The sequence below is a fragment of the Dokdonia sp. Asnod2-E02 genome (assembly GCF_045063915.1).
GTDB lineage: Bacteria > Bacteroidota > Bacteroidia > Flavobacteriales > Flavobacteriaceae > Dokdonia.
The window spans coordinates 2,251,553-2,277,895 of the sequence record NZ_JBEFNX010000005.1 but is presented as its reverse complement, the minus strand read 5'-3'; the positions used below and the strand labels follow the sequence as shown (position 1 = coordinate 2,277,895).

Genomic DNA, 26,343 nt, shown 5'->3' with positions numbered 1-26,343 from the left:
GCAGCTTTTTTACTTTTACAACAACTCGTTTGTAAAAATGGCTGTGGCATCTATGGGTTTTGTCTCAAGACCTTTGTCATATAACCACCCTAAAAAAGTAGTTATAACTCCCTGATCCATTCTGCCCCAAGAATCTCCTGTGCCAAATGCTTTTAAAGACATCTGTAATGCCTTTTTGAGATTTATCCCTTTATCCTTTTCTGGCACAAGTGATGCGAGTATAGCAACAGCATCTTCAGGTTGCTCTTTACAATATAGATAGCCTCGAGCAGTTGCTTTAAGGAAAGCCTGGTAAGCTTCCTTATGTGCTAGTATTTTATTTTCATCTGCAACTATTACTGGTGAGTATGAGTAAGGCACCTTATAATCTGCCATTTTAAAATAGGTGAAGTCATCACTCCTCTCTTGCACCTGCACGCCTTCCCAATTTAAAAACACCCAGGTAGCATCATAAGTTCCTGCAATGAGCGCATCCCAAATACCAAGCTTATCTGGATACTCGAGTTCTAGCACTCCCTTACCACCATCATTACGTATCATTTGCTTTACGATCTCATCTTCATATCGTGCTTTGTAAGATGCATAAGTTTTATGATCTAAAGAACTAGGAGATGCAATACCACTATCACGTTTAACCACAATTGCACTAACATCTTCTTGCAAGATAGCAGCAACCGCCTTAAGCGGGAAAGGGCTTGCCTTTGTGCGGTAACTAAGCAAGCTCTCCGTAGGGCAGAGTGCCATATCTACTAGACCGAGCTCTACCTTCTTTGCTGGGGTGAGTTCATAATTATCTGCGGCGGGATTTTCTATAGCTACTTCTAGTCCTTCTTCTTTGTAAAAGCCCTGTGCTTGTGCCACAAAAAACCCTATATGATTTATATTAGGGGTCCAGTCTAGTGCTATTTTAATGTGATTTGATTTCATTTTTTGATTAGTTTGATGAGTTGTTTTATAGTTTGTTGATTTGTATGTGTTTCTTTCTTTATGCGTTTTTGACCTGAAGAGTTTTCTATTACGCTTTCGCGAAAGCTGCCGTGCACTTCTTTAAAACCAGCATCTAAAAATTTTTCAACATTTGTAATTGAAACTCCGCCTCCTGGCAGAATAACAATACGCTCCTTAGCTTGCTCGCGTAGTGATTTCAAAACATCAACCCCCTCAATAACATCTGGTTTTTGACCAGAAGTAAGAACGCGATCTACGCCTAGCTCTATAAGCTCCTCTAGACCTTTTACAGGATCTAGCACTTGATCAAACGCACGATGAAAAGTAAAAGACATTCCCTCACTAGCCTTTACAAGCTGTGATGTTCTTTTAAAGTCTATTGTATGATCACTGAGCAGCACGCCAGACACTATACCTTGCACACCCATAGACTTTGCAAAAGCAATATCACGCAACATCGTTTTAAACTCGCTATTTGAGTATATAAAATCACCGGCACGTGGTCGTATAAGCACAAAAGATGTTATTGATAGGTCTTGCATCGCCTTCTCAATAAGTGAGTGACTAGGTGTTACACCTCCTACGTCAAGCTGCTCGCATAACTCAATACGATGTGCACCTCCATCTTGCGCCGCTAGAGCACTCTCAAATGAATTTGCACAGACCTCAATTTTCATATACTAAAGGTACTAAACCTAAAATCACTGTCAAATTTTGCGAGAGCTATCTCGTATAGCTTTAGGGCTTTTATTATCTTAGACACAAACCAATACTTGCAAATGCGTCACCTACTTACCTTATTAATTGCAGCAATATTTATTACCTCGTGTAAACACGTTACTGAGACCACTCCTGCACAAAAGGACCAAGCGCTTATAAATTATGTAAATCCATTTATAGGCACAGGTGGTCACGGGCATACATACCCTGGTGCGACAATGCCCTTTGGAATGATGCAATTAAGTCCAGATACAAGACTAGATGGCTGGGATGGGTGCTCCGGTTATCACTATGATGATGAGTACATCTATGGTTTTAGCCATACACACTTAAGTGGGACCGGCGTTTCAGACTATGGTGATATTTTACTTATGCCGTCTAACACCATACTTTTTAATAACGGCGCAAATGGTAAAAAAGGATATCGTGATCACTTCTCTCACGATAATGAAATTGCCCAACCGGGATATTATAAAGTACACCTAGATAGTACAAATATAGATGTAGAGCTTACGGTTTCTCAACGTAGTGGTGTTCATAAATACGCTTTCGCGAAAGCGGACTCCCTAAACAACTACCTCATCATAGATCTTGATCACAGAGACGAAGTGCTAAGCGCCTCTTGGGAAGTCATTAAAGAAAATGACGACCAGAAACTATATACGGAAATGCAAGGCCATCGTCACAGTAAAGCGTGGGCCTCAAAACAATTACTTTATTACTATCTCAAAACCTCACACCCTTTTAAATACATTAAAGACCCAGAGTCTAAAAGTAACAAAGTGGCTCTTAAGTTTGAGAATCCTAGCAATGAGCCTGTGATCATAAAAATAGGAATCTCTGCAGTAGATGAGAAGGGTGCAAAACAAAACTTAGAAACAGAGATAGGCGACAAAACCTTTGAGCAAGTAAAAGCAACTGCTCAAAGTACCTGGGAAAAACAACTAGAAAAAATCATAGTTGAGTCAGACAACACAACATATAAAACTAACTTTTACACCTCGCTCTATCACACGATGCTTGCGCCTAATATTTATCAAGATATAGATGGTCGCTACCGAGGTATGGATCTAGAGATTCATCAATCTACAGATTTTGATTACTATAGTGTTTTCTCACTTTGGGATACATATCGCGCGGTACACCCGCTGTACACCATTATAGAAGAGCAGCGCACAAATGATTTCATAAACACCTTTATTGCAAAATATGACGAGGGTGGTATAATGCCTATATGGGATCTTTCTGGTAATTACACAGGCTGTATGATAGGCTATCACGCCGTGCCAGTTATAGCAGATGCATATATGAAAGGCATAAGAGACTACGATACAGACCGTGCCTTTGAGGCGATGCTACATAGCGCATCACAAGATAAACTAGGTCTAGACTCCTATAAAAAATATGGATTTATACCCACAGAAATGGAAGCAGAGTCTGTTTCAAAAACATTAGAATATGCCTATGATGACTGGACTATAGCTATAATGGCTCAAGAAAGAGGTGACGTAGAAAGCTATAAAACGTATATCCAAAGAGCACAAAACTATAAGAATGTATATGACCCAAAATCAGGTTTTATGCGAGGCAGAATGCGCAATAGCTGGTTCTCGCCATTTGACCCCTACGAGGTAAACTTTAATTACACAGAAGCAAACTCCTGGCAATACAGCTTTTATGTACCTCAAGATGTAAGTGGTTTTATAGATCTTGTGGGTGGCAAAAAAGCGATGGATAAAAAGCTAGATGCACTTTTTACAGCCCAGCAAGAAACTTCTGGAAGGCACCAGCAAGACATCACAGGTTTAATAGGACAGTATGCACACGGCAATGAGCCAAGTCATCATATGGCTTATCTCTATAACTATATTCATAAACCGTGGAAAACTCAAAAGCGTGTGCACGAGATTCTTACTACTATGTATAAAGACACTCCAGACGGCATCTCTGGTAATGAAGATTGTGGCCAGATGAGTGCTTGGTATGTACTTAGCTCGCTTGGGTTTTACCCCGTGACACCAGGAAGCAACACCTATGCCATAGGTACACCTCTTTTTGACAAAGCCACGATTTACTTAGAAAATGGCAATAATTTTACCATAGAAGCCAGCAATGTATCTGACACTAATATCCATATAAAAAATGCTTCTATTAATGGTAAGGCACACCCCTACTCTTACATAAACCATAAAGATATTATGGCTGGTGGCCTCTTGCAATTTGATATGTCCAGCACTCCTGGTAGATGGGGTAAGCATCCAGCGCACAGCCCAAAAACTGCCATAACAGAACATCTCATTGTAGCTGCACCGTTTATCGCAAGTGGCGATATTACTTTTACAGAAAACACCACTGTCGCATTACAGTCTACAGATAAAGATGCAGAGATATACTTTGCCCTTAAAGAAGACGGCGAGACCTTTAAACGATATAGAAAACCTATTACCATAACATCAGATACAGAGTTACGCACCTACGCACTTTCAAGACACGGTAAAAGTGCTACAATCACTACCCCTTTTCATAAAATAAATGATGCTTATAAAGTAACTCTCGAGACTACTTATGCAAATGAATACAGTGCAGGCGGAGAGAATGCCTTAATAGATGGCATAAGAGGTTCAAAAGAATACAGATCTGGCACCTGGCAAGGATATAATAATCAAGATGTAGTTGCTACACTCGATCTAGGAGAAGTAAAAAATATAAACGCTATTACCACTTCATTTTTACAAGACCAACGCAGCTGGATTTTTTACCCTACAGAGGTTAGCTTTTTCACATCTATAGATGGCACCACTTTTACACCCTACTATAGCCAAGACATAGATGCAACTATAGAAAGTGAAGATACTTTAATTAAAACAGTAGCAGCATCTCAAGATGAGAAAGCAGCTAGATATGTAAAAGTTATAGCAAAGACGGTAGGAGACTTACCTAGCTGGCACTTAGGTCACACATATGATGGCAAAAGCTGGATATTTATAGATGAACTTATAGTTAAGTAGTAATGACAACACCCTTAGTAACCATACACTGGCTCAAAGAGCATAGAGAAAACAAAAACCTTATACTACTAGACGCAAGTCAAGAGTATGATGAGGGCAATACTATAAAAGGAGCAGTTCACTTTGATATCAAAAATACCTTTAGCAATACTAAAAGTCCATATCCCAACACATTCCCTAGTGAAAAGCAGTTTGAAGAGGAATGTAGAAAACTTGGTATCACCAGAGATTCACAAATCGTTGTTTTTGACAGCAAAGGAATATTCACCAGCCCTAGAGTGTGGTGGATGTTTACCGTAATGGGTCATAAGACTGTAGCCGTACTTGATGGCGGTCTACCAGCCTGGAATGAAGCAGGATTTGAATCCTTAGAAGTTCACCAACCTAAAGACACAACTACTTCCTTTAAAGCCCATAAAAATGAAGCAGCCATATACCATTTTGAGCAAATAGTAGACAATTGTAATTCACAAGAGTACCAGCTTATAGATGCAAGATCACAAGGGCGTTTTAATGGTACAGCTCCAGAGCCACGAGCTCACTTACAAAGCGGTCATATAAAAAACGCGCTTAACCTCCCCTACACTCAAGTGTTATCTAATGGTTATTACAAGCCAAAGGAAGAACTAGAAAAACTATTTAAGAATCTATATATAGATAAACGTTCTATCATTTTTAGTTGTGGCTCTGGCATAACGGCCTGCATTATTCTACTCGCCTTTACCCTAGTTTCAGATCAAGAGTCTTACGTTTATGATGGTTCTTGGACAGAGTGGGCAGAGCGCAATAAACTCTATACACAAGTATAATAACACTACTTTTTAAGATGTAAGATGCACCTATTATGAATAGAAGAAAATTTATAAACCGTTCGGCAGTAGCTGGGGCGGGTATTGCTACTGGAGCAAGTATACTTGGTTGTGATGATAATGTCAAAAACAGCAAGAATGATAATTCCGCTTTCGCGAAAGCGCAACAAAAACCAGCACCCATCGCTATCTGTACTTGGGGATTTTCTGGCGCTACAGAAAAAGCTGGGGAATTACTCACAAATGGTGCCTCTGCTCTAGATGCCATCATTGCCGGTGTTGCCGTTGAAGAAGAAAATATACAAAACACCACAGTAGGTATAGGTGCAACTCCAGACAGAGAGGGCAATGTAACCCTAGATGCCTGTGTTATGAATCCTCAAGGTGACTGTGGCGCCGTGCTCGCCGTAGAAAATATTGTAAACGTAGCTGCCCTCGCTCGCAAAGTGATGGAAGACACGCCACACGTGATACTTGCAGGTAAGGGTGCAGAGGAGTTTGCATACCAGCAGGGATTTAAAAAGGAAAACTTACTCACAGAAGAGCGTAAGAATGCCTGGCAAGAATGGCTCAAAACTAGTGACTATAAACCAGAAATTAATATAGAAAACCACGATACTATAGGAATGCTCGCTATAGACAAAAATGGTGATATAGCAGGTGTATGTACAACCTCAGGTTTAGGCTATAAGATGAAAGGTCGCGTGGGAGATTCTCCTATTATAGGCTCTGGATTATTTATAGATAACGAGGTGGGCGGTGCCGTGGCTACAGGTATGGGTGAAGAAGTTTTAAAAACAGTAGGAAGCTTCTTGATAGTAGAGTTGATGCGCGGTGGAATGAGCCCCCAAAAAGCTTGCGAAGAAGCCATTACAAGAATTACAAAGAAGGGACCTAGATATAAAGATTTTCAAATAGCCTACATCGCCATAAATAAATCTGGTGAGGTAGGAAGTCACTGCATACATAAAGGTTTTACAATGATGAAATATCAAAATGGGGAGAATAAAAATATAACTTCTAGCTTTTTCAGTAACGAAAAAAGCTGAATCTAGAGCCGAGATAATCGTAATAAATAGACGTGAAGCATATTTTTAACGACCAACTACTCAAATTATAGTTTGACGATTTTTAACAATATTGTTACTATAAAAATCTACTATCTTTAGTGTCTGAAATTCAACTATATAATTAACATTCTTGTTAATCCTTTTAAAAAGGAACAATAAACAAATCAAAGAATTGTTATATATTTGTATGTGCCGTATGGCGAAAAATATTTAAGACTGTTGTAATTGACTTTTAATAATCAATTATGATTTGGGGTGAAAGCCAAGCATTTTTGCTTGGCTTTCTTTATTCCCAAATGTTAGGTTTTTTTCAACTCCGTTTTAATGACGCTAGTTCATTTTATTTTAAAAATGATTTTTTACTTAGCCTCGTATAATTTATTAACAGTGCCCGCTATTCCGGATGCATCTTCTTACATTTGAGTTTATCGCACTACGCTTTCGCGAAAGCGTAATAAAACCCATCTCAAGTGACTAATACTGCCGAAAATACTCAGAAACGACTTTTTTTACTAGATGCCTACGCATTGATTTTTAGAGGATATTATGCTCTTATTAAAAACCCGCGTATCACAAGTTCTGGTATGGATGTGAGTGCTATAATGGGATTTACAAATAGCCTTTTTGATGTTATAAAACGAGAGCGACCAGACCACCTAGCTGTTGCTTTTGACAAAGGCGGAAGCTCTGCTCGTGTAGAAGCTTATGCAGATTATAAAGCAAATCGTGACGAAACTCCAGAAGCGATACGCATAGCGGTACCTCATATACAAGAAATACTTAAGGCTATGCACATTCCCATTATTGAGCGTGAAGGTGTAGAGGCAGATGACCTAATAGGCACCCTTGCAAAACAGGCCGAAAAGGAAGACTTCAAAGTCTTTATGGTTACACCAGATAAGGATTATGCACAACTAGTCTCAGAAAACATATTTATGTACAAGCCCGCTCGTATGGGTAATGGTATAGAGATATGGGGAATCCCTGAGGTGCAAAAGCGTTTTGAAGTAGAGCGCCCAGAGCAAGTTATAGATTATCTAGGGATGATGGGTGATGCGTCAGACAACATACCGGGACTTCCAGGTGTAGGTGATAAAACGGCAAAGAAATTTATCGCAGCATACGGCTCTATGGAAGGGCTTCTTGAAAACACAGATAAGCTCAAGGGCAAGATGAAAGAAAAGGTCATTGCAAATGCAGAGCTGGGACTTCTTTCTAAACAACTCGCAACTATAATGCTAGATTGTGACGTACAGTTTGATGCAAAAGATTATGAACTCTCAGAACCAGATGCAGAGGCGGTTACAAAGAAGTTTGACGAGCTGGAGTTTAGACGTATGAAAGACCAGTTTGTAAAAATCTTTTCTGGTGAGGCAGAGCAAGGCACGCAGGTATCTTCTACCCCATCTGCAAAGAAGCAAGCAGCTACTGCGGCAGGTGCTGGACAGTTTTCACTTTTTGGTGGAGATGGTGGCGCTACCGCAGCAACCGTAGCGGATGCCTCTACACGTAAGACTATAAAAGATACACAGCACTTTTACCAGACAATAGATAGCCCGCTTGCGCGAAAACTATTTATACAAAATCTACTCAAACAAACTTCTGTATGTTTTGACACAGAAACTACAGGGCTCGACCCGCTTGTGGCAGAGCTTGTAGGAGTCGCTTTTTCTTGGGAAGCTGGTAAGGGATATTACATACCGTTTCCAGAAAGTAAAGATGAAGCACAAGCACTTATAGAAGAATTAAGGCCATTTTTTGAGCATACGGGGATTGAAAAAATAGGTCAAAATCTTAAATACGACATTAAGGTCCTTGCAAAGTATGATGTAAAAGTTAAGGGTAAACTTTTTGACACAATGCTTGCACACTATCTCATTAACCCAGATATGCGTCATAATATGGACGTACTGGCAGAGACCTACCTTAACTACACACCTGTATCTATCACAGAGCTTATAGGCAAAAAAGGGAAGAACCAAAAGTCTATGCGCGACGTGCCACTAGACCAGCAAACAGAGTATGCGGTAGAAGATGCAGATATTACCCTCCAACTCAAACAGCACTTTGAGAAGGAGCTTGATGAAGCTGGCACGCGTAAATTATTTAATGACATTGAGATTCCATTACTTAGAGTACTTGCGGCAATGGAGGTAGAAGGAATTAACCTGGACGTAAACTTCTTAGAAAGTTTATCTGGTGATCTTAATGCAGATATAGAACGTCTTACTTCTGAGATTTATGAAGAAGCTGGAGAAGAGTTTAAAATATCTTCACCTAAGCAACTAGGCGAAATTCTTTTTGACAAAATGAAGCTTGTAGACAAGCCTAAAAAGACAAAAACAGGACAATACTCAACTGCAGAAGATGTACTATCATACCTTGCAAAAGATCACGATATCATCCAGAAAGTACTAGACTACCGCGGGCTATCTAAGCTAAAGTCTACATATGTAGATGCATTGCCAGAGCAAGTCGCTCAAGATGGCCGTGTACATACAGACTATATGCAAACCGTAGCAGCGACGGGAAGGTTAAGCTCTAACAATCCTAACCTACAAAACATCCCTATACGTACAGAACGTGGCCGCCAGGTACGTAAAGCATTTGTACCTAGAGATGAAAACCACACACTGCTTGCAGCAGATTATTCTCAAATTGAGCTACGTATTATAGCAGCTCTAAGCGAGGAAGAAAATATGATACAAGCCTTTACAGATGGTGAAGACATTCACGCTAGTACAGCGGCAAAAGTTTTTAATGTACCACTAGAAGAGGTAACAAGAGAGCAACGTAGTAATGCAAAGACAGTAAACTTTGGTATTATATACGGTGTCTCTGCCTTTGGACTTTCTAACCAGACAGACCTATCACGAGGAGAAGCAAAAGAGCTTATAGACAACTATTATAAATCGTACCCAAAACTGCGCAACTATATGAGTGAGCTTGTAGACTTTGCTAGAGAAAATGGGTATGTAAAAACAGTACTAGACAGACGTCGCTATCTTAATGGTATTAACTCAAGCAACGGCGTTGTGCGTGGCGCTGCAGAGCGTAATGCTGTAAACGCACCTATACAAGGAAGCGCAGCAGATATTATTAAGATTGCAATGATTAATATTTTTGAAAAGCTAGAAAATAGTGATTACAAAACAAAGATGCTTCTTCAGGTACACGATGAACTGGTTTTTGATGTGCCAAACACTGAGCTTGATGATATTAAAAACCTCATCAAAACCGAAATGGAAAGTGCTTTTAAAATGGCAGTACCTCTAGATGTAGAAGTAGGTTTAGGTCAAAACTGGCTAGAAGCACACTAAAAAAAATACAACCATCTCATTACAAAAAAAGCCAAATAAGAATAACTTCTCATTTGGCTTTTATAGTTTTATTTATGTAATCCCTACACTACTCCCTCACATATGTTGAGACTGCTGCAAGATTATTAAAATCTCCGTGAGGATAATTATTGAGATGATCCCTTTGTAAAAACTCTTGAAATCTCAAGGTATCAAGATCTTGTGATAACTCCCCTACTAGACCTGTATCTATAACAACTGTATTACCATTAATTGTATAACTAGGCGGTTGCAAATAGTTCTCAACAGTAAGACATACAAACTCCATAAGTTCATCACCATTTTGAGCTACACAAGTTGTAATTTGATAAGGCGGGATTATAGTATTATTTGCTTTAAAAGTGATTTCTTGAGGATTGAGCACTTGCTCATTTTCTTCAAGTAAATCTGTAGAGGCAACGCCATCATTATTTAAGTCTATGGCGGTCTCTACGGTATAAGAGATTTGCCTATAAGTTACCTCAGATATAGGTGACTGATTTTTAGACTCATCTTCACCACAACTTAAAAAAGCAAGTAGCAATAACGAGAGATATAGGCAATGTTTCATTAGGTAGATTTAACTAGGCAAAGATATAACGTATTAATTGTAGTTAAGTGCAGAAGGTGCTTAAATTATTTTCAATACATTTTAACAATCTCAAATAAAACAGGTTACGCTTTCGCGAAAGCGTAAAAAACCCCAAAACCAACATACAAGTTTTGGGGTGCATTTGAGGCATAATTTTTATTACAATACAAATCTATACGTCCATTTCACTAAAAATGTATTTCTGATTTGCTGTCCAAGTATCTGACTATCTGCCGCATCAAAGAGGCTATCTTCTGTAGAGGCTCCACCTTCGATACCTTGTGACCAGACTAAAAATAGCTCAGAGCCTGGCTTATACTCCCATCTCGCCACGAGGTTTGATCTAAATTGAACGAAGTTAAAATCTGGATCTCCAAAGGCATAATCTACACTCCCGTCCTCATCTTCATCTACAGCATAACCACCATCTACAGTACTTATTTGGTTTTGATTAAATAAGGTTACTCGCTTGTTAAGATCTTCGTTTTCGCTATCTGCTACGTAGTTAAAATTAGTATAGGTCCCTTTTGCTATAAACGGCTGCGCATAATATTGTATAGTAAAATTAGGGTTGATGTTATAATTAACACGTAGTGTTGCGCTCAAAGTTTCTTGATTAATCGCTCCTGTTATATACCTCGTATTATATTGAGCTGGCTCGTAGGCTTGTTGAGATACATACTGCGTTCTGTTTGGGTTTTTCTCATAGACTGTAGAGAGTGATAAACTTAGTGCATCTAGCGGCTGGTAGTTAAGTCTAAGCTCGTACTGGTTAAATGAGAAGTTATTTTGCTTTGCTTGCGAGTTTACATAAATCGCAACTGCGCTCAACTTCTTGCGTTGGTCTGTACCTACAGCTGCAAAGTAAAAGTTCTCTTCACTAAATCTCCACCGTGGCCCTCCTCTCAAAAAGGAGTTTATAAATATGCGAGGTTTGTGCGCACCACCTACTTCTGTAAACCAGTTATTTTTCCAGTTTATCTCTGCCCTACCTTCATACTGAATGCGATTAAAGTTACCTTGAAAATCATACTGTGTAGTTTGCTCTACACCTACATTTGCTTGTCTATACCAAGAGGTAGAGTTGTTCCAGAAGCGTCTTACACTTGCAAATTGTACAATACGGTCTGCGCGACGCAAGAAGCCTATATCGTTAAGCTCTAGACCAGGAGACCTCCAGTTACCACCTAGCTCATAGCGCCACTTACCACTACCTCTACCTATGGCAAGATTTCCTCCTGTACCAGAGAGGCTTGTAGCATTTGGGTCTACCGCTACGTGGTCTGCATCTACACGTTGATATAAATGTGTAAGTGAGGTTTGTGTATTAAGTATAGCCTGAGGATCTCCGTTAACACGGCTTATAATCCCTCTACCAGTTATGTAATACTTACGATCTTTCCAGTTATGGTTAAAATCTATACCGCCAGAGTAGGCTTGTGTATGTAAGAAGTCTAAGCTGCGCTCCATATTACGTGTTGTGTTTGTAAATATGGCTCCTATAAAAGAGTTACGATCATTAAAATCTTTTTGAACTCTACCCACAAAGTAGTTAGTAAGAGGCTCTACCTGTTCTTCTCTTTTTGCACCTAGCTCATCGCTAAGCTCGAGTTGTGTTGTGATTTCTTCTCTATCGTCTAGCTCTATCTCTGCAAACTCTTTTGCCGTGACACTCTCAAGCACACCTATAGTCCATCCGTTTTTAGTTTTACCGCTAAATTTTGCTGCACCCAGTATAGTCGTGTTAATAGGGAAGTCTTCATACTCTCCCTTACTTGGGTCTGAGGTAGTAAATCCTTGTGGAGTCCTCCCTATACGTCTTGGGAAGAAAACATTATCTGCACCACCACCCACTCTAAAATCAAAGACACTTTTATTTTCGACAAAGAAAGGTCGACGCTCTTGAAAGAAAATCTCAAATCCATCTAGCGCTATAGCTCCAGGGTCTGCATCTACTTGTCCAAAATCTGGATTTACCGTGAGATCGAGTGTAAGGTCATTTGTGATACCAATTTTTGCATCAAGACCTACATTGCCACTAAAGTCATCCCCATCTCTAAAGGGATTACCCGCCTCTTCTTCAAAAGTATCGTACTGCCCCAGTACAAAGGGTTGTATTTCTAATTGCTTTTGAGGTTTTATTCCTTTTATACCACGCAGCTCCCCAAACTCACTTACCCACCCAGGAGGATTTGCCGGCAGAGGTTGCCAGGTAGAACGCTCTTCATTTGCAAAGTAGCGTCTTGTAGACTGTATACCCCACACCTGCTCATCATCTGCACTAAAACGCAACTGACTTAAAGGAATGCGCATCTCTGCCGTCCACCCCTCTTCATCTTCTGAGGTGGCGAGATACCAGATAGGATTCCAGCTGCTATCAAAGTTTCCGTTATTTGATATAAACTCATCACCTTTTACTCCAGAGGCAGAGGCTGTAAATGAGAAACCTGTACGATCGTCATTATAACTATCTATATTAATCTCTACCCAATCACCCGGAAAGTCATCACGACGGCCTAATCTTTTTTCTAGTTTTGACTTATCACTCTCTAAACAGTGAAAGGCCACATACAGATTTTTTGCATCATAGGTGATTTTCATCTTAGTTTGCTGTGTAGGCGGTGTGCCTACATCTGGCTCAAACTGTAAATAATCTGTAGACCACGGCACGCTAGTCCAGGCACCATCAGATAGGTTTCCATCTATTTTAGGCGCATCACCGGTAAAGGTATTTGTGGTATAGACTTTTCTTGCAATGGCTATTTTGGTAGAGTCTACTTGAGCAAATAAAGACAGGGAACTTAGAAAGAAAAAAATGATTACTGCTCGTAGGCGATTGACTGTAAGATACATTAGGTTGTTTTTGGTTGATGATATTAGAGAGACTTATAAAAACAAGCGTTGTGACAACCTAAACAGTTTTTTAAGATTTTATTAACTTTTGTAGGGTAAAATATCGCTTTCGCGAAAGCGTAAACAACACCTATTATATAGACCAAAAAAGTACTGTAAATGATAGAATATATTATTGAAAAAAAATGCTTACAAAATATAGTGATACAGAGGTTTGTGTGATAAATAATTTTATGTACTTTTGCAAACCCGTTTTTAGACGGGAAATGGAATGTTTAATTAAAATTAATTAGTGTGGACGCATTAAGTTACAAAACAGTATCTGCAAACAAAGCTACCGTAAACAAGGAGTGGGTTTTGATAGATGCAGAAGGACAGACGCTAGGACGTATGTCTTCTATCGTAGCTAAGTTTTTACGCGGTAAGTACAAGCCTAGTTTTACACCTCACGTAGATTGTGGAGATAACGTTGTTATCATAAACGCTGCAAAGGTGCAATTATCTGGAAACAAGTGGACGGAAAAATCATACATCCGTCACACTGGATACCCAGGAGGGCAACGTAGTCTTACAGCTAGAGAACTCTACGAAAAAGATCCAACACGTGTAGTAGAAGCTGCCGTAAAAGGGATGTTACCTAAAAACAAATTGGGGAGTGCAATCTTCCGCAACCTTAAAGTGTATGCAGGAGCAGAGCACGATCAGGAAGCGCAGAAGCCTCGTGCCATTAACCTAAACGAAATCAAGTAAATGGAGACTTTACACAAAATCGGTCGTCGTAAGACCGCAGTAGCTCGTGTTTATCTTACTGAAGGAGAAGGTAAAATCACTGTAAACAAAAAAGAACTGAACAACTACTTCCCTACTGGAACATTACAGTACAAAGTAAACCAGCCACTTGTTTTAACAAACAACGAAGGTAACTTTGACATTAATGTAAACGTATATGGTGGTGGTATCACTGGTCAGGCAGAGGCTATCAGACTTGCTCTTTCTAGAGCGATGTGTGAGCTAGACGAAGAAAATCGTCTTATCCTTAAGCCAGAAGGTCTTCTTACTCGTGACCCAAGAATGGTTGAGCGTAAGAAATTTGGTCAGAAGAAAGCACGTAAGAAGTTCCAATTCTCAAAGCGTTAATATATCGCTTCACTTGCAAGTGGCTCAGGCTATATGGCAAGCGAGATTTAGAATTACTTATTTTTAAAAATTTAAATTAATTGAAATGTTGTCGTTGCTTATTATGCTTTCGCGAAAGCGGAATCTTAATAAGGTTAGTTTAGCATCTAAACTTCGTAACACGGAGTTGCTAATTTTAATGTCCAACGGAACGTAAACTATTACAAAAATGGCAAACAACATCGAAATAAAAGAATTGCTTGATGCGGGTGTACACTTTGGACACCTCACAAGAAGATGGGATCCAAATATGGCACCGTATATCTATATGGAGCGTAACGGGATACACATCATCAATCTTTATAAAACTGCAGCAAAAATTGAAGAGACTTGCGAGGCTCTACAAAAGATTGCTGCTTCTGGTAGAAAAATACTCTTTGTAGCTACCAAAAAACAAGCTAAAGATATCGTAGCAGAAAAAGCTCGTAACGCAAATATGCCGTACATCACAGAAAGATGGCCTGGTGGAATGCTTACTAACTTTGTTACTATACGTAAAGCAGTTAAGAAAATGCAGACAATTGACCGTATGAAACAAGATGGTCGTTTTGATACACTTTCTAAGAAAGAAAAACTACAGATGAACCGTCTTCGTGAGAAGCTTGAGAAAAACCTTGGTTCTATATCAGATATGACACGTCTTCCTGGCGCTCTATTTGTTGTAGATATTAAGAGAGAGCACATCGCGATTAAAGAAGCTCAAAAATTAAACATTCCAATTTTTGCAATGGTAGATACTAACTCTGATCCAAGAGAAGTAGATTATCTTATCCCTGCAAATGACGATGCTTCTAAATCTATCGACAAGATCGTAGGTTTTGTTTCTGACGCTGTTAGCGCTGGTCTTGCAGACCGCAAAGCTGGAAAAGATGCTCAAAAAGAAGGTGCAGATGCTCCTAAAAAAGAAGCAAAAGCTCCTAAAGCTAAGCCTGCAAAAGCTGCCGTAGCTGCAAGTGAAGAAGAAGAGTAAATAACATTAAGTTAATACTAAAAGGTCGTTTAATTCTTTTCTTTGCGGAAAACGATTAGACGACTTTTTTCAATTTTAAAACATATACAAATGGCAAACATAACAGCCGCAGACGTAAAAAAATTAAGAGAAGCTACTGGTGCTGGAATGATGGACTGTAAAAAGGCCCTCGTTGAAGCAGAAGGTGATTTTGACAACGCAGTAACTGTACTTCGTAAGAAAGGACAAAAAGTTGCAGAAAAGAGAGCAGACAGAGACTCTTCTGAAGGTGTTGTTGTTGCAAAGATTAACGACGCAAACACTCGCGGAGTTGTAGTATCACTTAACTGTGAGACTGACTTTGTTACTAAGAACGATACATTTGTTGAACTTGCTAACAAAATGGGAGATATCGCTCTTTCTGTAAATTCTAAAGATGAGATGCTTGCTGCAGACTTTGATGGGATGACAGTTGCAGAAAAGCTTATCGAGCAAACTGGTGTTATAGGTGAAAAAATTGAAATAGGTGGTTACGAGACATTAGAAGCTCCTTTTGTAGGTTCTTATGTACACGGTAACAAGATAGGTGCTCTAGTAGGACTTACTGCTGCTACAGATAATGCTGCAGAGGTTGCAAAGAGTGTATCTATGCAAGTTGCATCTATGGGAGCTACAACACTTTCTTACAAAGATTTTGACTCAGCATATGTTGCATCAGAAACTGAAGCAAGAATCGCAGCTATCGAAAAAGATAACATCGAACTTGGACGTCTTGGTAAGACTTTAAAGAATGTACCTCAGTATATCTCTATGTCGCAACTTACTCCTGAAGTACTTGCAAAGGCAGAAGCAGATATTAAAGAGCAGTTAAAAGCAGAAGGAAAGCCTGAGCAAATCTGGGACAAAATTGTACCTGGTAAAGTTGAGCGTTTTGTAGCAGATAACACTACTCTAGATCACGAGCAGGCACTACTTGACCAACGTTTTATTATGGACGACAGCCAGAACGTAGCAGAATTTGTTGCTTCAAAAGGTGATGCATCTGTACAAGGATTTAAAAGAGTTTCTTTAACTTAATAGTTTTAGAACTTATCCATAAAAAAAAAGCCTCCACATTGTGGAGGCTTTTTTAGTTTATAGAATGTTTGGATTTTACTAATTTCTTGAGATAGTCAGATTCCCTAAACTCTCTACAAAAACACCTCCATCTGCATATGGAACATCTTCACAAACTCCGATAGTATTATTTTCTGATACAGAAGATGATTCATAAGTTTCTCCCACTTTAGTACCACCGTCTAACAATACAAGGTTTGCTTGTATCTCATCTTTAAGAGTATTACCATCTACAATATCTAGAGACGCTGCTCCTAAAAACCAATCTGGACTAGGATTAAGCTTTGCTAGAAAAGTTACTCTTGTTCTTGTTGGTGTAAATGTAATATCAAAAGACGATGTCCCAACCGCGCTAGCATTACTAGCTGTCTGTATAAAAAACAAACCTTCACTATCACCTTCTTGACCAGTAAGTTCTGAAGCCAAAGCATCTACATCACCCGTTTCAACATAAGCAGCTAGTCCATCACTCGCAACATTTCCACTTTGAAAAACATTAATACTAGGCGAGTGCACGATAGCTATGACAGGACCAAAAGATGGATTACTTGGATACTCTTCCGGGAAATCTGCCTCACTAAATGAGGTGTCAAAAGTAAGTGTGTATTCTGCGGTCGCATTTCCTTCAAAATCGGTACCATTATCTACCGTTGTAGCAGGACTGCCATCATCATCACTACCACAACTAAGTATAATCATACTTAATACTATTAAAGCATATTTAAATTTAAATTTCATTTCCTTGTTTTGAGTTTGTTAATAATTATTTTCAGGCGTGAGTGCTAACTCACTTATAAGGAAACTAAAGATACTAAAGAATAGTAGATGCGGGGTAAGCTTTTATAAAATCTAACCTCATTCACCACTTTACTCCCCTAAATTTATTGGTTTCTTCCATTAAGTGATTTTAAAAAAAGGTTTAAACATTATATTTGCATAATCTTAGACACTATGAAATACAAAAGAATTTTACTGAAGCTTTCTGGAGAAGCGCTAATGGGAGAACGTCAATATGGTATTGATCCAAAACGTCTAGCAGAATATGCAGAAGACATTAAAGCAGTGACCGAAAAAGGGATTGAAGTTGCCATTGTAATTGGCGGTGGTAACATCTTTAGAGGTGTGGCAGGAGCAAGCAAAGGTATGGACCGTGTACAAAGTGATCATATGGGAATGCTCGCGACGGTTATAAACGGCCTAGCATTACAAGATGCACTTGAAGCAGCAGATGTAAAGACAAGACTACAAACTGCAATTAAAATAAATGAAGTAGCAGAACCTTTTATAAGACGTAAGGCTATGAGTCACCTTAGAAAAGGACGTGTAGTAATTTTTGGCGGAGGTACTGGTAACCCTTACTTTACAACGGACTCTGCAGCTGTACTTAGAGCAATAGAAGTTGAAGCAGATGTGATTTTAAAAGGAACTCGTGTAGATGGTATTTATACAGCAGATCCAGAAAAGAATACAGATGCTGTGAAGTATGATCATATATCATTTGATGATGTACTAAGTAAAGGACTCAAAGTAATGGACACAACTGCATTTACCCTAAGTCAAGAAAATGAACTACCTATCATTGTTTTTGATATGAATACACGTGGCAACTTAATGAAAGTAGTCTCTGGAGATGACTCAATAGGTACTACGGTAAACTAAGCCCACAGAATATTGGCTCAATTTTTGTAAACTTGTTATCACAATTAATATTACGATGAACGAAGATTTAAAATTTATAATAGATAGTGCAAAGGAAGCAATGGATAATGCTATCACGCACTTAGGGAAACGCCTACTTACCATTAGAGCTGGAAAAGCTAGCCCTGCAATGCTTCAAGGTTTAATGGTAGATTACTACGGGAGTCCAACACCTCTTAGTCAGGTAGCAAATGTAGTTGCACCAGATGGTCGTACAATATCTATCCAACCTTGGGAGAAGTCTATTATTCAAGAAATAGAAAAAGCCATTATAAATGGTAATCTAGGCTTCAACCCTATGAATAACGGTGAGAGTGTTATTATAAATGTACCACCACTTACTGAGGAGCGTCGTAAAGAGCTTGTAAAGCAAGCCAAAGCTGAAGCAGAAGATGCAAAAGTAGGTGTGCGTAATGATCGCAAAAACGCAAACAACGATATCAAAAAAGTAGACAGCGCCTCTGAAGATGAGAAAGCAAATGCCGAAGTAGATATTCAAAAACTTACTGATATTCATATCAAAAAGATAGAAGAGGTTCTTGCTAATAAAGAAACAGAGATAATGACCGTGTAATTACTTACAGTAGTTAAACAATTACAAAAAGCGACCTCTTGGGTCGCTTTTTTGATACATTTACGTTACAACAATTTCTATGCGTATAATTTTCGTATTCCTTTCACTTATCTGCAGTGCTACACTAAGCGCCCAAACCACACTTACAGCAGATGCTATAGTGCAAAAGGCAATTGATAATAAATCACAAAATGACCCTCGAGAAGCGCTAGAGTCATTTTCGCTACACGCATATGAGAAAACGATTATCACAGACAGCCTCAACGGGAGCTCACACAACTTCTTTTCTGAAAAGGCTAGTCTAGTTCAATATGATCGTGAGAGCGACTTTACAGAAGAAATTATGGGCTACCAGCTAGCTGGTTTTAAGAGCCCAAGATATGAAGTCTTTGCTGTAAACATACAGTCTCGCTCATTTTATGACAGTGATTTTGTCATTTTCAATAATAGATATGCCGGCATACTTTCTAAAAGAGGCGTACGTAACTACAACTATACACTTCAAGAAAGCGCTCCTGGAGAAGATTACATTATTTCATTTAGCCCAAAAGCACCTAAGCGCATCCCGGGGCTTACAGGCACAATGGTTCTTGACCAGGAAACATTTGCTATAAAGGACATTAAAGTACGCATAAGCGACAAGCTCAATATCGTATTGAACCAAGAATACACGTACATAGAAGAAAATAATATTTATCTACCTGTACGTAGAGAACTATTTTTAGACAAGGGAAGTGAAGACAGGCAACTTTCGTTTTTTAAGGGACGTATCTCTATTGGTACTATTGAAAATGAAGTGCTAGAAAATATGGTAAGCCGCAAGTTTTTAGTGTCTACCACAACAATGAGTGATTTTAAAGTAAACACTGCAATAAATCAAGAGCTTTCAAAATATGCAATTACCTTTGACCAAGGCGCTAGTGAGAAAACAGAAAGTTTCTGGCAAAAATACCGCCCCGAAAAACTCACAAGCAAAGACAAGCGAAGCTTTTCTGAAATAGAAAAAATAGTAAATGCCGAAAATATTGAACGTAGACTAGGTACTACCAACAACTTTAGCATAGGCTATTTTAGCTTTAAAGCTTTCGATTTTGATCTTACCTACCCTGTGAAGTTTAATAACTATGAGGGATTACGACTAGGCATAGGCGGCGTTACAAATGAGTCTTTTTCAAAACGCTTTAGACTAGAAGGCTACACAGCATACGGTTTTAAGGATAAAGATCTTAAATATGGAATAGGTGGAGGCTACTTACTTAATCCAGATAAAGGTGCTTGGATCTCTGCGACATATAACAGTGACCTTGAGGAGGTAGGTAACTATGCATATCTCACAGATCGCAGGGTGTACTCACTCTTTGAACCTCGTCTTGTAAATATTACACAGTTTTACAAACACCGCACAACGCGCATCAATCTAGAGTATAGACTTACCCCACAAATATTATCTGAATTTCAAATTGCCCATAGACGCTTAGATCAGACCACACCCTACCGCTACAATAAAGATGGTGAGATTATACGTGATTATGATGTAACAGAGGCAACAGCATCTTTTAGATGGAGCCCGTCTAATAAATATTTAAAAACAGATAGCGATGTGCTTCCTGTTTATGAGGGTCACCCCATCATCTCTGGACAAATCTCTCAAGCAGTAGATGGCCTGGGAGGCGATCTTGCATTTACAAAACTGGCTGCAAAAATGTTTTATCGTGTAGACAGACTCAATAAAACGGCAACCGAAGTTCTTCTTGAGGGTAATATTGCCTTTGGAGACTTACCTATCACCCACCTCTTTCACGCATTTCCAAATGCGCCTACTAAGGAAACCATACTGCAGCGATTCTCTGTAGCGGGAGTTAATAGTTTTGAGACTATGTATTTTGGCGAGTTCTTTTCAGATAGATTATTTACTGCTCAAATAAAGCATAGACTCGCACCTTTTAATATCTCAAAGCGCTTCAAGCCAGAGATGGTCTTTATAAGTCGTTTTGCGCTAGGCGACATACGCAATCCAGAAGACCACCTTGATATAGACGCTTTTGGTTCATTAAGCAAGGGATATACTGAGACAGGTTTTGAACTCAATAAGCTTCTTTTCGGTTTTGGTACGAGTTTGACATATCGTTATGGGGCTTACCACTTACCTAACTGGGAAGACAACATTGCATTTAAGTTTACCTTCAACCTAAAACTTTAATCAATAGACCTAGCTGTTTGGATTTTTATGAACCTAGGTTAATTTTTTTACGCTTTCGCGAAAGCGGTCTACACATTACCCACAAGCCGCTCGCATTTTCTCCAAGTATCTGCTCTCAAAAGAATATCTTTGCACGGCTTAAAACAAGGCAATGGCAAAATTTCTAAGTAAGGGTTTCTGGGAATCGGTAGCGAGTATTATACTACGCAACCGTCCGTTAATAATCATTCTTGTCTTAGCGTTTACTGTATTTTTAGGATTTCAGTGGCGTCATATGAGATTTACATATACGGAGGCAAATCTTCTGCCAGATGACCACGAGGTAAATCTAGAGTATCAAAATTTTAAAGATAAATTTGGCGAGGAGGGTAACCTCATCGTACTAGGTATACAAGACGAGCGCCTCTTTACGCCAGAAATACTTACCGCTTGGAATGAGCTCTCTGCTAGAATTGCTCAGGCAGATGCAGTTGCACTTTCTTTATCACTTAAGGATTTAAAAATACTAGACAAGCAAGAGGAGCCACAGCGTTTTGACCTTGTGCCTTTTATGACAGACAGTACGCTCACCGCAGAGAGTGCTGCTAGTTACAGAAAGCTACTCTTTGACGATTTACCTTTTTACGAGAATCTCATTTACAATAAAGAGACAGGTACTGTGCGCTCTGCAGTATATCTCAAAAAAGATTTAATAAATACACCAGCCCGTAGGGACTTTGTGGTGAACGACCTCATCCCTGCCATTGCAGATTTTGAAGCGGCACACGATATTAAAGTTCGCACGAGTGGTATGCCTTACATACGCACGCTTAATGCTCAAAACATTATAGATGAGATAGGCATCTTCGTAGGTGCAGCATTACTCGTGACTTCATTTATATTTTTCTTCTTCTTTAGATCTTACAGAGCCACATTTATCTCTATGGTAACGGTGATAATAGGTGTGATGTGGGCTTTTGGGTTTTTAGGATTACTAGGGTATGAAATCACTGTACTTACAGCTATCATCCCGCCGCTTATTATTGTGATAGGGATTCCTAACTGTATTTTCTTAATAAATAAATATCAGCAAGAGTATAAAAATCACGGTAACCAAGTAAAAGCACTCCAGAGAGTGATTACAAAAGTGGGTAACGCCACCTTAATGACTAACATTACTACGGCCTCTGGTTTTGGAACTTTTATCTTAACAGAGAGTTCGCTACTTAGTGAGTTTGGTGTCGTGGCGAGTATAAATATCATTGCGATATTTTTATTATGCCTTCTCATCATTCCTATTTTATATAGTTATATGTCTCCTCCTAAGGAGAAACACCTCAAGCACCTAGGTAAAAACTGGATAGAAGGTTTTGTAGACTGGATGGAACGTATGGTGCGCAACAGGCGTACAACCATTTATGCATCAAGTGTATTATTACTTGCATTAAGTATTATAGGGATCTATCAAATACGTATCTCTGGCTCGCTTATAGAGGATATGCCTAAAAAGGCTGGCTTCTACAAAGACATCAAGTTTTTTGAAGAAGAGTTTGATGGTATTATGCCGCTTGAAATTCTTATAGACACTAAGAAAAAACAAGGTGTAATGAAGCTCTCTACCCTCAAGCGAATGGAAGAGCTAAGCACTACTATAGAAGAGCAACCAGAGCTCTCTGCTCCTATCTCTATTGTAAATCTTGTGAAGTATGCAAAGCAAGCTTACTTTAATGGCAACCCTAAGTATTACCAACTCCCTACCAGCAACGAGCGTAACTTTATACTGCCGTATGCAAAGAGTTTTGATAATGACGAAAACCTTATGGGAGCCTATGTAGACAGTACTGGGCAATATGCTAGAATCACTACATTTATGAAAGATGTAGGCACAGACAAGATGGAGCGTGCCGAAGAAAATATACAGCTCAAAATCGATAAACTCTTTCCAGAAGAGCGCTATGAGGTGACAATGACGGGTACTGCTCTCGTTTTTCAAAAAGGAACAGACTACCTCGTGATGAATCTCGTGATAAGCCTATCACTAGCCATATTACTCATTGCTTTATTTATGGCGTGGATGTTTAAATCACTACGTATGATTATTGTATCCCTCATCCCTAACCTACTGCCACTACTAGTTACAGCAGGTATGATGGGCTTTATAGGCATCCCTATCAAGCCATCTACGATTCTTGTTTTTAGTATTGCCTTTGGGATCTCTGTAGATGACACAATACACTTTCTTGCCAAATACAGACAAGAACTTAAAGCAAACAAGTGGAAGATTAAAAAGTCTGTGTATGCCTCACTACGTGAGACGGGAGTAAGTATGTTCTACACTTCTATTGTGCTTTTCTTTGGCTTCTCGGTATTTATGATAAGTAGTTTTGGCGGTACAGTAGCACTAGGTGGTCTTGTGAGTGCAACGCTATTATTTGCAATGCTTGCAAACCTTCTATTATTACCATCACTCCTACTCTCTCTTGAGTCTGAAATTGCAAATAAAGATGTCTTTAAAGAACCTGCACTTCAAATTGTAGATCGTGAAGGTGATGAAGATCCGGCTGGTACTAAAACTAAAGACAAGCAATAAGCCTGTAAACACATAATAGTGACTATTACACTTTTATAAAGCTAAGCGCTAGCGCGTATCTTTGTAAAAAAAGGCAATGCTAGATCAATATTTTGACGAGGTAAAAAAGGAGTTCTCCCTAGGTATTAATAAGAAAGGGCATCCTTTTAGATACATTACTTTAGGTACGGTAGATGCAGGTGGTATCCCGCAGCTACGCACCGTAGTACTAAGGCAAGTACAAGACGACCTCTCGCTACGTATCTATACAGATAGCAGATCTTCAAAAATCGCTCAGCTGTTACAAAACCCTACGGCCAGTTTACTTTTTTATCACCCTAAAAAGTTACTTCAGGTTAAGGTGACCGCAACAGCAAGTATTGTTACAGATCCAACAGAGCTTGCCAAATACTACACAGGTGTGCAACCTAATTCAAAAAAAGATTATACCACCGCACAGCCTCCTGGAGCTACCCTTTCAAACCCAGATGAAGTCTCTTATCTAGAAGCAACGCATTTTTTCACCATTATAGCATTTGCTCCTACACAGATAGAATACCTTCAGCTTAAGAGGCCTAACCATATACGAGCATCGTTTACAAAGACTAATGATGAGTGGGAAGGACGCTTTATAAATCCTTAAAATTACGCTTTCGCGAAAGCGTACTAAAAACCCACATTACCACCGCGCACAGCTAGCTCAAGTTAGGGTGTTTTACCTTACGCCCTACGGCAAAAAACTTTTATATTTGCCCACTGTCAAGCAAACCCGAAAAAATAACACATATGACACATACACCTATAGTAGAATTACTGAGTAGTGATTCTATTCATCAAGAATTTACCGTAAAAGGGTGGGTACGATCTTTTCGTGCAAACCAGTTTGTAGCTCTTAATGATGGCTCTACGATAAATAACCTACAGTGTGTGGTTGATTTTGAAAATACAGACCCTGCGTTACTTAAACGTATTACCGTAGGTGCTGCAGTGGCTATTACTGGTACCCTAGAAGAAAGTCAGGGTGGAGGACAACGCGTTGAGATTAAAGTAAAAGAAGTAGAGATAGAAGGTGATGCAGATCCAGAGGAGCTTAAAAAAACCATCTTATCGCCTAAGCGTCACACGCTAGAAAAGCTACGTGAGCAAGCACACCTAAGAGTACGTACAAATACCTTTGGGGCGATTATGCGTTTACGCTCTAAGCTCTCTTTTGCAATACACGAGTACTTTAATAAAAACGGATACTACCACGCACACACACCTATTATAACTGGTAGTGATGCAGAGGGTGCTGGTGAAATGTTTCGCGTAAGCGCACTAGATCCAGAAAACCCACCACGTAAGGAAGATGGGACTATAGATTATAGCAAAGACTTTTTTGGCAAAGAGACAAATCTTACCGTATCTGGACAGCTAGAGGGAGAGACCTACGCGCTAGGTCTAGGTAAGATTTACACCTTTGGACCTACCTTTAGAGCAGAAAATAGTAACACCTCTCGTCACCTTGCAGAGTTCTGGATGGTAGAGCCAGAGATGGCTTTTTGTGATCTTGATGGTAATATGGACCTCGCCGAAGATTTTATCAAATATGTGATAAACTACGCGCTAGAAAACTGCCAAGACGATCTTGCCTTTCTAGAAGAAAGACAGACTAAAGAAGACCAGTCTAAGCCTGCGGCAGAGCGTGCTGCAATGCCACTACGTGAGAAGCTTCACTTTATAGTAGATAACAACTTTAAACGTGTGAGCTACACAGAGGCGATAGACATCTTACGTAATAGTAAGCCTAACAAGAAAAAGAAATTTAAATACCCTATAAACGAGTGGGGTGCAGATTTACAGTCTGAGCACGAGCGTTTTCTGGTAGAGAAGCACTTTAAGTGCCCTGTTATCTTATTTGACTACCCGGCAAATATCAAAGCTTTCTATATGCGTCTTAACGAAGATGGTAAAACCGTACGAGCGATGGATGTACTCTTCCCAGGTATAGGTGAGATGGTAGGAGGATCACAACGTGAGGAACGTCTGGATGTGCTTAAAGAAAAAATGGCAGCCTTAGACATCTCTGAGGAGGAGCTTTCTTGGTACCTAGACACGCGTAAGTTTGGAACGTGTACACATAGTGGTTTTGGTCTTGGTTTTGAGCGCCTTGTACTCTTTGTAACTGGTATGACAAACATACGCGACGTGATACCTTACCCACGTTTCCCGGGTCACGCAGAGTTTTAGAAAAAAGTTTTTTAGTACGCTTTCGCGAAAGCATACACACCGCATAAAATCCAATGTACTTAGGTATATTGGATTTTTTTGTGAAAGGGATCGCTTACTCGTGTGAAACATCCTCCCTAGCCCTCCTTCGAATGAGGGGACTTTAATAACGTCAGGTTCAAATTCAAGTTCAGGTTCGATTTCGATTTCGATTTCAAGTTCAAGTTCGATTTCAAATTCAACTTCAACTTCAAGTTCAACTTTTCTTAATTAGTGCGTGCTTACTCGGGTGAAACATCCTCCCTAGCCCTCCTTCGAAGGAGGGGAATTTAGTTGAGATTTAGAAACAAATTCGGCTTGTCATCTCGACCTTAGGAGAGATCTCATTACCTAGCTCAGGGGAGGTTGCTTACTCGTCGTTCTTACTCAGACTTGCTTACTCATATGCGATTTCTCCGCAAGGTCGAAATGACAATGGGTTCGATTTCAATTTCGATTTCAAGTTCAGTTTCAACTCTTCTTAATTAGTGCGTGCT

19 protein-coding genes are annotated in these 26,343 nt (G+C 39.4%); 14 read left to right on the top strand and 5 right to left on the bottom strand.

Annotation, left to right across the window (positions count from 1 at the left end; translation table 11 throughout):
• Positions 1–15: 15 nt before the first annotated feature.
• Together ACJJVM_RS10280 and ACJJVM_RS10275 are read right to left on the bottom strand one after the other, a co-directional pair.
• Entirely contained in the window at positions 16–927 is a 912-nt protein-coding gene (locus ACJJVM_RS10280; protein ID WP_405211620.1) for an ABC transporter substrate-binding protein, read from the bottom strand.
• On the bottom strand, positions 924–1,625 hold the full coding sequence (locus ACJJVM_RS10275; RefSeq protein ID WP_405211619.1) for a copper homeostasis protein CutC: 702 nt from the start codon (positions 1,623–1,625) through the stop codon (positions 924–926). Before ACJJVM_RS10275 ends, ACJJVM_RS10280 begins: the two co-directional genes overlap by 4 nt.
• A 102-nt stretch (positions 1,626–1,727) precedes the next feature.
• Here ACJJVM_RS10275 and ACJJVM_RS10270 point away from each other — a divergent pair, with 102 nt between their 5' ends.
• The 4 genes from ACJJVM_RS10270 (at position 1,728) to polA (ending at position 9,875) form a co-directional block, all read left to right on the top strand.
• Complete coding sequence (locus ACJJVM_RS10270) at positions 1,728–4,676, top strand: GH92 family glycosyl hydrolase (protein ID WP_405211618.1); 2,949 nt, start codon at positions 1,728–1,730, stop codon at positions 4,674–4,676.
• Positions 4,677–4,678: 2 nt separating this feature from the next.
• Entirely contained in the window at positions 4,679–5,485 is an 807-nt protein-coding gene (locus tag ACJJVM_RS10265; RefSeq protein WP_405211617.1) for a sulfurtransferase, read from the top strand.
• 35 nt (positions 5,486–5,520) lie between these two features.
• On the top strand, positions 5,521–6,534 hold the full coding sequence (locus tag ACJJVM_RS10260; protein ID WP_405211616.1) for an isoaspartyl peptidase/L-asparaginase family protein: 1,014 nt from the start codon (positions 5,521–5,523) through the stop codon (positions 6,532–6,534).
• A gap of 491 nt (positions 6,535–7,025) precedes the next feature.
• Positions 7,026–9,875 carry a DNA polymerase I gene (gene polA / locus ACJJVM_RS10255; protein WP_405211615.1) on the top strand — a complete coding sequence of 950 codons (2,850 nt, stop codon included), beginning with the start codon at positions 7,026–7,028 and terminating at the stop codon, positions 9,873–9,875.
• Between the two features lie 88 nt (positions 9,876–9,963).
• Here the strand turns inward: polA and ACJJVM_RS10250 are convergent, their stop codons facing one another.
• Together ACJJVM_RS10250 and ACJJVM_RS10245 are read right to left on the bottom strand one after the other, a co-directional pair.
• Entirely contained in the window at positions 9,964–10,464 is a 501-nt protein-coding gene (locus ACJJVM_RS10250) for a hypothetical protein (RefSeq protein ID WP_405211614.1), read from the bottom strand.
• A 180-nt stretch (positions 10,465–10,644) separates the two neighbouring features.
• A complete protein-coding gene (locus tag ACJJVM_RS10245; RefSeq protein ID WP_405211613.1) occupies positions 10,645–13,338 on the bottom strand; it encodes a DUF5916 domain-containing protein in 2,694 nt (897 codons plus the stop codon).
• 294 nt (positions 13,339–13,632) lie between these two features.
• Here ACJJVM_RS10245 and rplM point away from each other — a divergent pair, with 294 nt between their 5' ends.
• The 4 genes from rplM (at position 13,633) to tsf (ending at position 16,540) form a co-directional block, all read left to right on the top strand.
• The gene (rplM, locus tag ACJJVM_RS10240; protein WP_405211612.1) at positions 13,633–14,088 is read left to right on the top strand and encodes a 50S ribosomal protein L13; all 456 of its coding nucleotides are present in this window, start codon (positions 13,633–13,635) and stop codon (positions 14,086–14,088) included.
• Positions 14,089–14,475, top strand: coding sequence for a 30S ribosomal protein S9 (gene rpsI, locus ACJJVM_RS10235; protein ID WP_021778117.1), 387 nt, complete (start codon positions 14,089–14,091; stop codon positions 14,473–14,475).
• Positions 14,476–14,683: 208 nt separating this feature from the next.
• Entirely contained in the window at positions 14,684–15,484 is an 801-nt protein-coding gene (gene rpsB / locus ACJJVM_RS10230) for a 30S ribosomal protein S2 (RefSeq protein WP_021778116.1), read from the top strand.
• Positions 15,485–15,574: 90 nt separating this feature from the next.
• Positions 15,575–16,540: a translation elongation factor Ts gene (gene tsf / locus ACJJVM_RS10225; RefSeq protein WP_298353637.1), complete on the top strand. Its 966-nt coding sequence runs from the start codon at positions 15,575–15,577 to the stop codon at positions 16,538–16,540.
• A 78-nt stretch (positions 16,541–16,618) separates the two neighbouring features.
• On the opposite strand, the gene ACJJVM_RS10220 is transcribed toward tsf, so the two are convergent.
• Positions 16,619–17,317: a spondin domain-containing protein gene (locus ACJJVM_RS10220; protein WP_405211611.1), complete on the bottom strand. Its 699-nt coding sequence runs from the start codon at positions 17,315–17,317 to the stop codon at positions 16,619–16,621.
• Positions 17,318–17,530: 213 nt separating this feature from the next.
• On the opposite strand from ACJJVM_RS10220, the gene pyrH reads away from it, so the two are divergent.
• The 6 genes from pyrH to asnS all read left to right on the top strand — a co-directional run bounded on the left by pyrH (position 17,531) and on the right by asnS (position 25,828).
• A complete protein-coding gene (gene pyrH, locus ACJJVM_RS10215) occupies positions 17,531–18,238 on the top strand; it encodes a UMP kinase (RefSeq protein ID WP_035325606.1) in 708 nt (235 codons plus the stop codon).
• A 55-nt stretch (positions 18,239–18,293) separates the two neighbouring features.
• The gene (gene frr / locus ACJJVM_RS10210) at positions 18,294–18,851 is read left to right on the top strand and encodes a ribosome recycling factor (RefSeq protein WP_021778112.1); all 558 of its coding nucleotides are present in this window, start codon (positions 18,294–18,296) and stop codon (positions 18,849–18,851) included.
• A 79-nt stretch (positions 18,852–18,930) separates the two neighbouring features.
• A complete protein-coding gene (locus tag ACJJVM_RS10205) occupies positions 18,931–21,051 on the top strand; it encodes a DUF5686 family protein (protein WP_405211610.1) in 2,121 nt (706 codons plus the stop codon).
• Between the two features lie 151 nt (positions 21,052–21,202).
• Positions 21,203–23,620, top strand: a complete 2,418-nt coding sequence (locus ACJJVM_RS10200) for an RND family transporter (RefSeq protein ID WP_021778110.1) — start codon at positions 21,203–21,205, stop codon at positions 23,618–23,620.
• Positions 23,621–23,696: 76 nt separating this feature from the next.
• On the top strand, positions 23,697–24,242 hold the full coding sequence (locus ACJJVM_RS10195) for a pyridoxamine 5'-phosphate oxidase family protein (RefSeq protein ID WP_405211609.1): 546 nt from the start codon (positions 23,697–23,699) through the stop codon (positions 24,240–24,242).
• 143 nt (positions 24,243–24,385) lie between these two features.
• Entirely contained in the window at positions 24,386–25,828 is a 1,443-nt protein-coding gene (asnS, locus tag ACJJVM_RS10190) for an asparagine--tRNA ligase (RefSeq protein WP_298353652.1), read from the top strand.
• Positions 25,829–26,343: the final 515 nt, after the last annotated feature.

Excerpts from the sequence above, each read along its gene's own strand:
- pyrH (WP_035325606.1), top strand. The coding sequence starts at position 17,531 with ATGAAATACAAAAGAATTTTACTGAAGCTTTCTGGAGAAGCGCTAATG.
- rpsI (WP_021778117.1), top strand. The coding sequence starts at position 14,089 with ATGGAGACTTTACACAAAATCGGTCGTCGTAAGACCGCAGTAGCTCGT.
- ACJJVM_RS10260 (WP_405211616.1), top strand. The coding sequence starts at position 5,521 with ATGAATAGAAGAAAATTTATAAACCGTTCGGCAGTAGCTGGGGCGGGT.
- rpsB (WP_021778116.1), top strand. The coding sequence starts at position 14,684 with ATGGCAAACAACATCGAAATAAAAGAATTGCTTGATGCGGGTGTACAC.
- ACJJVM_RS10275 (WP_405211619.1), bottom strand. The coding sequence starts at position 1,625 with ATGAAAATTGAGGTCTGTGCAAATTCATTTGAGAGTGCTCTAGCGGCG.
- ACJJVM_RS10250 (WP_405211614.1), bottom strand. The coding sequence starts at position 10,464 with ATGAAACATTGCCTATATCTCTCGTTATTGCTACTTGCTTTTTTAAGT.
- frr (WP_021778112.1), top strand. The coding sequence starts at position 18,294 with ATGAACGAAGATTTAAAATTTATAATAGATAGTGCAAAGGAAGCAATG.
- ACJJVM_RS10200 (WP_021778110.1), top strand. The coding sequence starts at position 21,203 with ATGGCAAAATTTCTAAGTAAGGGTTTCTGGGAATCGGTAGCGAGTATT.
- ACJJVM_RS10265 (WP_405211617.1), top strand. The coding sequence starts at position 4,679 with ATGACAACACCCTTAGTAACCATACACTGGCTCAAAGAGCATAGAGAA.
- asnS (WP_298353652.1), top strand. The coding sequence starts at position 24,386 with ATGACACATACACCTATAGTAGAATTACTGAGTAGTGATTCTATTCAT.
- ACJJVM_RS10245 (WP_405211613.1), bottom strand. The coding sequence starts at position 13,338 with ATGTATCTTACAGTCAATCGCCTACGAGCAGTAATCATTTTTTTCTTT.
- ACJJVM_RS10270 (WP_405211618.1), top strand. The coding sequence starts at position 1,728 with ATGCGTCACCTACTTACCTTATTAATTGCAGCAATATTTATTACCTCG.
- ACJJVM_RS10205 (WP_405211610.1), top strand. The coding sequence starts at position 18,931 with ATGCGTATAATTTTCGTATTCCTTTCACTTATCTGCAGTGCTACACTA.
- tsf (WP_298353637.1), top strand. The coding sequence starts at position 15,575 with ATGGCAAACATAACAGCCGCAGACGTAAAAAAATTAAGAGAAGCTACT.
- ACJJVM_RS10195 (WP_405211609.1), top strand. The coding sequence starts at position 23,697 with ATGCTAGATCAATATTTTGACGAGGTAAAAAAGGAGTTCTCCCTAGGT.
- ACJJVM_RS10280 (WP_405211620.1), bottom strand. The coding sequence starts at position 927 with ATGAAATCAAATCACATTAAAATAGCACTAGACTGGACCCCTAATATA.
- ACJJVM_RS10220 (WP_405211611.1), bottom strand. The coding sequence starts at position 17,317 with ATGAAATTTAAATTTAAATATGCTTTAATAGTATTAAGTATGATTATA.